This window comes from Hymenobacter sp. AT01-02 (assembly GCF_000961955.2).
GTDB lineage: Bacteria > Bacteroidota > Bacteroidia > Cytophagales > Hymenobacteraceae > Hymenobacter > Hymenobacter mucosus.
On the sequence record NZ_JZIR02000100.1, the window covers coordinates 1 to 7,275 of the forward strand.

Below are 7,275 nucleotides of genomic sequence, written 5' to 3' on the forward strand. Positions count from 1 at the left end.
CTCAGCGGCTTGTTTTATAGGTGCATAGGTCTCCAAAAACTCTATCCCATTCATAACCGGCATATTCACGTCGAGCAGAATGAGCGGAGGGCAGCTAGTTTTTTGACACTCTTGCTCGATTACGTGCAAGGCCTCCTGCCCATTTTCGGCCACGAGTACTTGCTGAGCTACTTGTAAGTCTTCTAACAGTAGGCGGTTAAGAAAATTCGTCGTCTTATCATCATCCACTAACAGGATGCTGGGAAGCTTTTCCATTACACTACGCGTATTTATTCTAATAAGTGACTGCACTAGTGGCGGAAGTATACGCGGAACGTAGAGCCTTGTTTAACCTGCGTTTCTACTTCAATTCGTCCGCCGGCGTTGTCCACCATTTTCTTAACCATGTAGAGACCAATACCACTACCCTCTACGTGGTCATGAAAGCGCTTAAACATGGTAAAAAGCTGCTGCTGGCGGCCAGCTTCCATGCCCAATCCGTTGTCCTGTATCACTAGCACTTGATGCTCGGGGGTACTTTCGCAACGGATACGCACGTGCGGCGTCCGCTCGGGCGAGTGATACTTGAGGGCATTGGAGAAGAGATTGTAGACGACGGAACGCAGGTTTTTCTCCGAAAAACGAATAGTAGGACACGCCGCCACGTCTATCTCCACCTGCGCCCCCACCGACGCAATCATGGGCGTCAGGTCCAGGCGCACGTCCTCAACCACCGTGGCCAGGTCTATCAGCACCGACTCGCCGTCGTGTTCCTTTTGCAGCTTGGCAACGTCGGTAAGGGTGGCAATGGTCTTTTTGAAGCGCTCCACCGATTCCTGCATCATCTCCGTTAGGCGCAGCACCTGCTCCGAGGCCAGCGTTTCGGTGGGTGGGGTGCGCTGCAAGGCGTGCAGCAACCCCTCAATGTTGGCAATGGGCGCCTTCAAGTCGTGGGAAGCGGTGTACACAAAGTTGTCCAGGTCGTTGTTGGTGCGTAGAAGTTGCTGGTTGGCTTCCTTAAGCTCGGTAATGTCGATGGCGGACCCTACGTAGCCGTACAGCTCCCCGCTGGGGTAGTAGCTGGGCGCCCCCTGCGACAACAGCCACCGGTACTGCCCGTCGTGGCGGCGCATGCGGTACTCTATGCGGAAGCGCGTGCGCTCCTCAATGGCGCTGCTGATTGTGCGCTGGGCCGCTGCCGCATCCTCAGGATGCACGTAGGTCTCCCAGTTGGTAGCCACAAATGCGCCGAGGGTAGTGCCCAAAAACTCCAGGAAGGTAGTGTTCACGTAGCGGATTGCAGAATCGGGGTGCATTGCCCACACCAGGTTGGGCGCCGCGTCGGCCATGATGCGGAAGCGTTGCTCACTTTCCTGCAAGGTGTCCGTAAACTTCTTCTGCTCCGTACTATCGCGCGGAATGGCAAACAAGTACGGCTCGCCCCCCAGCACTAGTCCGCTCATACTCACGCTGACGGGGTAGGTGTGCCCATCTTTGCGTTTAAGCACGCTATTGAAACGGGGGAAGCTGCCATTCTGAGCCCGTCCAAATACCTCCACGTAGGCCTGGTACGGGTACGAAGAGTCTATGTCTTGCACGTGCAGGTGCCGGGCTTCTTCCGCCGTGTAGCCCCAGGAATCCAGCGCCTGTTTGTTGAGGTAGGCGAAGGTGCCATCGGCCCGCATGAGCACAAACGGGTCACGGGCTTGGTCGGCCATAAACTTGAACCGCTTCAACTCCTCCTGGCTTTCTTCCAGTCTGCGCCGCGCTTGCACCTGCTCGGTTACCTCAACGGCTACGTGAATGACGCCCGTAATCTGGCCTTTCTCCCGCAGCGGAGTGTACGATAAATCGTAGTAGCCTGGCGCGTTTCATTTCCAATTTGCAGGGTTACGGGCATCTCGGTCCCGTAAAAAGGCTCCCCTTTTTCTTGAGCCCGGCGCGCCAGCTGTTCCGCAGCCTGGTTTTCAAGTTCGGGGAATATCTCACGCATGGTTTTACCTACGAACGCCACACTCCTTCGCCCTACCATCTGCTGCATCGGTTCGTTGACGTTTGCAAACACCATGTTTGGGCCGATGGTGAGGGCAATGGGCACGGGAGCCTGCGCCACCAAGTTGCGGAAGCGGGCTTCACTTTCCTCGATCTTCTGCTGAGCCAGCACTTCCTCCGTGACGTCAATGGCCGTGTGATGGATACCGTACACGTCCCCGTGCTCATTGCGCAAGGGTTTGTAGGTAAAGTTGAAGTAGGAGATTTTGGATTTGCCATCGACCAGCAACGTGGTGGCCTCCCGCACCCCCACGTACGGCTCGCCGGTGGTGTACACATGTTCCAGCAAGGCGGGAAAGGAGTGGTCGGCCAGTTCGGGTAAGGCTTCCCGAAGCGTGCTGCCGATAACCGTCCGGTCTTTGCCCCAGTAGCTGAGCATAATGGCATTCACGTACTGAATCCGAACTTCCGGCCCCGTGTAGAAGGCCGTAGCAATGGGCGCTTCTTCAATCAAGGTGCGGTACCGATGCTCACTTTCTTCGGCCCGTTGGCGGGAAAGCACCTGCTCCGTTACGTTGTGCGCCACGCTGAACACCCCCATGGGGCTTTGTCGGTGGGCTGTTCGTAGTAGGGCTGGTAAACAAAGTTGTAGTAGCGCAGCTCTTCCCGGCCATTAAGGGTCAGCGTAACCGGGTATTCCGTACCATAAAATGGTTGCCCGGTGGTGCGTACCTGGTCCAGCAGCTTAGGAAAGCCCTGTGCTTTCGCGGCCGGCAGCGCTTCAAACAAGGGCTTCCCAATGATAGCTGGGGTAGTGCCCAGAAACTGGTGAATCTCGTCGTTAGCCAGCTCCACAATGTGTTGTGGCCCCGTTACAATGCACACCGCCACGGGAGCCTGCAAGAACAGGCTATAGGTCTTCTCCACTTGCCGCAAAGCCTGCGCTTTTTTTTCCGCCAGCAGTTGGGCCGTCACTTCGGCCGTAGCATGGATGATGTAGAGAACTTCGCCCGCCGGGCTTACCACCGGCTTGCTGTTAGCCGACCAGTACCGTTCCTCAAACACGCCCTCGGCAGCGGCTATATCGTAGCGCACTACGGGCATGTGATGATGGGCTTTCTCCTGGCGGGCATACTCCAGGGAAGTGCGCAGTTCGGCGGCGCCCGTGGCCTGGGGCAAGGCCGGGTTTTCGGGGAAAACCGTGAATATGCTCTTCCCTACTACGTGCTGCCGTTCCAGCCCCAGCACCCCCAGCAGTTCGTCTGTAATGGCCACCACTGTGTACGCGGGGGCATCGGGCTGTAGCAGAAGGCAACTGCCTGTAACAGCCTCGAAAGCTGCCCGAAAGTTTTCGGAAGAATCTAGCACGGCGGTGGGGTGGATTACGGCGTCTCTACTGACTCGAAGTTACAACTACCCTAGCAAAGGCTTCTGTTCAGCTAGGCACTTCACAGCACCAGCTTCTCGGCCCGAAACACGTCATCGGCAGCCTGCAGCAGCTTAGCGCGCAGCTTGGGGTTGTAGGTGGGGTGCGCGGCCAGAAACTCCCGCACGGTGCGGGCGGCGGTGGCCGTTTGGTAAGAGCCCAGGGTAGCTTGAAGCCAGGAATAGGGAAAAAAGATGTCGCCGGTTTGCTGAATTTCTTCGAGTAGGGCCAGGCTTTGGGGCAGGTATTTCTCGGAGGTGGCGGCCCGGAGCGGGTGGTGCAGGTAAGCCAGGGCCGTTGTCACCCAGGCTTCCTTTTCCCGGTTCTTCTCGTCGGCCAGGGAGGCAAAGAAGGCGTCGCGGGTTGGCACGTCGGGCGAGAGGGCGGGCAGCAGAAACTCCATGCGCTTTTTGCGGTCGGGGTTTTGGATGCGGGCAAGCTGCTTGGGCAAAATAGGCGTGGCGGCGGGGTAGTCGCGCACGGCCAGGGCCAGCGCCAGGGCAGTGTAGTCGTCCTCGGTGAGCTTCACGCCCGCGGGGGCCTGCTCCTTGTCCCAGACCTGGTAGAGGCGCGTTTGGGCCTCCTTGGTTAGGGCCACCGACTGGTAGGCTTTGAACAAAAGCTTCCTGGAGTTGGCCGCGGGGTTTTGCTGCATGGCCCGCCACAATTCCTTCTCCAACGCCGGGGCCAGCGCTGCCCGCTCCGTGGGCTTAAGCAGCTTCCAGTACATATCCGTGAGCTGGCCGGTCAGCAACTTGATGTTCAGCTCTTCCTGCTCCTTGGGTAGTGCCTGCCGGTATATCTCCAGCAGTTGCCGCGGGGCAATGGTGCGGCCGTTGAGCATGTTCTCGTATAAGTTCACGTAGGCCGCCGCCCGGGCCACCGGGTTTTGCAGGGTAGTCAGGCCCGCGGTTGGCTGCTTGTCAAGGGGAAATACGCCGTAGCCCAGGCCGGTAGAGTTAAACAACACGAATGCGGGAGTGGCCTCGCCTTGCGCCGTCGGCACGCGCACCTCACGCTGGTTCATGTTTACCGTCAGCTCTTTCACTCCGCCATTGGGGTACACGAGCAATACCTCAAACAGCTGGGGCCACAGCCGCTCTGACTTGTCCTCGGCTTGCTGGGTGAGTTGCAGGCTGGTAATCTTGCCGTTGCTGGTTTTCAGACTGTAGTCGAAGATGGGGCGGCCGGGCTGGTTTACCCATACCTGGTTCCAGGCCTGCAAGTTGGCGGGGGTGCGAGCGTCCAGAATCTGGATGAGGTCGGGCCAGGTGGCATTGCCGAAGCGGTACTTCTTGAGGTACTCCTGCAAGCCCTGGCGGAAAGGCTCCTCTCCCATCAGGCGCTCCAGCTGGCGCATCATAATGGGCGCTTTGTGGTAGATGATGTTGCCGTAGAGCGAGCCGGCATCTTTCAGGTTATCAAGCTCCTGCCGAATGGGGTTGGCGCCGGTAGTACGGTCTATGCCGTAGGCCGCCGGGTAGTGGTCAATGACAAACTTGAGGTCGTAGTTGGAATTAGCCACGGCCACCTGGGTTATTTTATCGGCCATGAAGTTGGCAAACACCTCCTTCATCCACACGTCGTTAAACCACTGCATGGTCACTAGGTCGCCGAACCACATGTGGGCGGTTTCGTGGGCAATGAGGCTGGAGCGGCTAATCTTCTGATCCTGGGTGGCACCTTCATCCAGAAACAGCGTGCTGGCTTTGTAGTCGATGGCGCCCACGTGCTCCATACCGCCGTACTGGAAATCGGGTAGGGCCACGAAATCGAACTTGCGGAATGGGTAGGGAATGCCGGTGTACTGCTCCAAGAACTTCAGCGCGTCGGCATGAATCTGGAAGATGGGGCCCAGGCTCAGGCGCAGCTTGTCCTTATCGGTTTCCCGGTGCAGAAACTGCATCTGCCTACCCCCTAGCGTGCGCGAAACCCGCTCAAACTTGCCCGCCGCAAAGGAGAACAGGTAGGTGCTGATGGTGTCCGAAGGTGCGAAGAAGTATGTATTAGACCCAGGAATGAGGCCATTTAGAACATTATGGATAGAATCCTGGGGAGCATTGGCCATTGCCTCCCAGCCCGACGGCACGCTTAAGGTAAGCCGAAACGAGGCTTTAAGATTGGGCTGGTCGAAGACCGGAAACACAGTGCGGGCACGGTCAGGTACGAGTAGCGTGTACAGAAAATCCTCGTTGCGGTTGAGGCTCTGGTTGCCCGCCGTAAACGCAATTTGCACCTCGTTCGAGCCAGTTTTCAAACTAGCAGCGGGTAGTACCACGTGCTCATCGTGATGGTCGATGGCAACTGCCTGGCCGTTCACGGTTACGCTTTTCAGGTTGGCCGTTTGCTCCTTGAAGTCGAGTTGAACCGGCTGGTCGGCCGCCGTGAGGTGAAAGCGCACCGTTTCGGTGGCGGCAATGGGTTCGGCTTTCCGAGCCGGAATAGTTAAGTGCAGATCGTAGGCCAGGCGCGAGATGCGGCGGGCGCGGCCCTGGGCCAGCTCCTGGCTGACGCCGGGCACCACGGGCACCGGCGTGGCGGGCAGGGTCGTAGCCGTTGGAACCATTTGGTGAGAGCAGGACCACAGGCCCACGGACAGAAGAAGTGCGCTGGTGCGCGCACCGTTACTATATTGAAGCTTCATTCAAAAGGATATTCCATCAGGTCGAACACCCAAGGTAAAGCAAACCCACCGATGGATCATCTTCCGCAGTCAAACCCCGCTACTCCCCCGGTCCAGCTTTACCCCCTGGGCGATGCGGCCCTCGTACTGCAATTCGACGAAAGTATCAGCGAGGCCACGCACCGCCACATTCAGGCCGTAGCGCGCCTCTTTGACCAACACCCCTTTCCGGGGTTAGTAGAATACGTGCCGGCTTTCACTACCCTCACCGTGTATTACGACCCGTGGGTAATCAGCCAGGCCGGCCGCCACGACCCCTACCAAAGCGCGGTGGCGGCAGTGCAACACCTGCTCGGGCAAGTACAGGCGGCGGCGCCCGAAGCAGTTACGGAGCTAGTAGAAATTCCGGTGTGCTACGGCGGTTCGTTCGGTCCCGATTTGGGGACGGTGGCTCAGCATACCGGCCTGACGCCCAGCGAGGTAATTGCCTTGCATACGACCCCGGAATACGTAGTGTATATGATTGGCTTTGCCCCCGGCTTTCCCTACCTGGGCGGCATGCCCGAGCACCTGGCAACGCCTCGCAAAACCGAGCCACGGCCCCTGGTACCGGCTGGTTCCGTGGGTATTGCGGGCCGGCAGACTGGCGTATACTCCCTCCCAACGCCGGGCGGCTGGCAACTGATTGGGCGCACCCCAAGGCGGCTGTTTACGCCCGAAGTGACACCCCCCAGCCTCCTGCGCGCCGGCCAGCGTCTGCGGTTTGTAGCTATTTCGGAGGAAGAATTTCAGTGCCAGCAGCATGAGTTGTAGCATCCTGCATCCGGGCCTGCTCACCACCATTCAGGATGGTGGCCGCCGGGGCTACCAGCAGGCCGGCGTTGTTGTCAGCGGCCCCCTGGATGCGCTGGCTCTGCGCGTGGGCAACCTCCTGGTGGGCAACCCTACAAGCGCCGCCGGGCTTGAAATTACGCTCCTCGGCCCCAAAATCCGGTTTGAGTCCGACCACCTACTAGCCGTAACGGGAGCCGACTTATCAGCTACGCTCAACGGGGAGCCCCTGCCTTGCACCGCGCCGTTGCCGTCACCCGGGGCTGCGAGCTGGCTTTTGGTCCGCCGCGGGCGGGGTGCCGGGCCTACCTAGCCGTATCGGGCGGCCTGGCCGTGCCAATGGTGCTGGGCAGCCAAGCCACGTATTTACGGGCCGGTATAGGAGGCTGGAGGGCCGCGCCCTGCGGGCCGGGGACCGGGTGCC

At 59.1% G+C, this 7,275-nt stretch carries 6 protein-coding genes and 1 pseudogene; 2 read left to right on the forward strand and 5 right to left on the reverse strand.

Annotated features, from left to right (window positions below):
• The 5 genes from VI25_RS19950 to VI25_RS19970 form a co-directional block, all read right to left on the reverse strand.
• The coding region (locus tag VI25_RS19950; RefSeq protein ID WP_152981718.1) for a response regulator at window positions 1–255 on the reverse strand (255 nt) is incomplete at its 3' end.
• A gap of 35 nt (window positions 256–290) precedes the next feature.
• A complete protein-coding gene (locus VI25_RS19955) occupies window positions 291–1,697 on the reverse strand; it encodes a PAS domain-containing sensor histidine kinase (protein WP_152981719.1) in 1,407 nt (468 codons plus the stop codon).
• A gap of 77 nt (window positions 1,698–1,774) precedes the next feature.
• Complete coding sequence (locus VI25_RS19960) at window positions 1,775–2,572, reverse strand: PAS domain-containing protein (protein WP_045688110.1); 798 nt, start codon at window positions 2,570–2,572, stop codon at window positions 1,775–1,777.
• Window positions 2,542–3,339 (reverse strand): PAS domain-containing protein, encoded by a 798-nt coding sequence (locus VI25_RS19965; protein WP_045688109.1) that lies wholly within the window; start codon window positions 3,337–3,339, stop codon window positions 2,542–2,544. Before VI25_RS19965 ends, VI25_RS19960 begins: the two co-directional genes overlap by 31 nt.
• An 80-nt stretch (window positions 3,340–3,419) precedes the next feature.
• Window positions 3,420–5,963 carry a M1 family metallopeptidase gene (locus tag VI25_RS19970; RefSeq protein ID WP_236705156.1) on the reverse strand — a complete coding sequence of 848 codons (2,544 nt, stop codon included), beginning with the start codon at window positions 5,961–5,963 and terminating at the stop codon, window positions 3,420–3,422.
• A 129-nt stretch (window positions 5,964–6,092) separates the two neighbouring features.
• On the opposite strand from VI25_RS19970, the gene pxpB reads away from it, so the two are divergent.
• Together pxpB and VI25_RS19980 are read left to right on the forward strand one after the other, a co-directional pair.
• Window positions 6,093–6,833: a 5-oxoprolinase subunit PxpB gene (gene pxpB / locus VI25_RS19975; RefSeq protein ID WP_045688107.1), complete on the forward strand. Its 741-nt coding sequence runs from the start codon at window positions 6,093–6,095 to the stop codon at window positions 6,831–6,833.
• A pseudogene (locus VI25_RS19980) lies at window positions 6,823–7,275 on the forward strand (biotin-dependent carboxyltransferase family protein); the annotation flags it as partial. The gene pxpB and the pseudogene VI25_RS19980, both read left to right, overlap by 11 nt.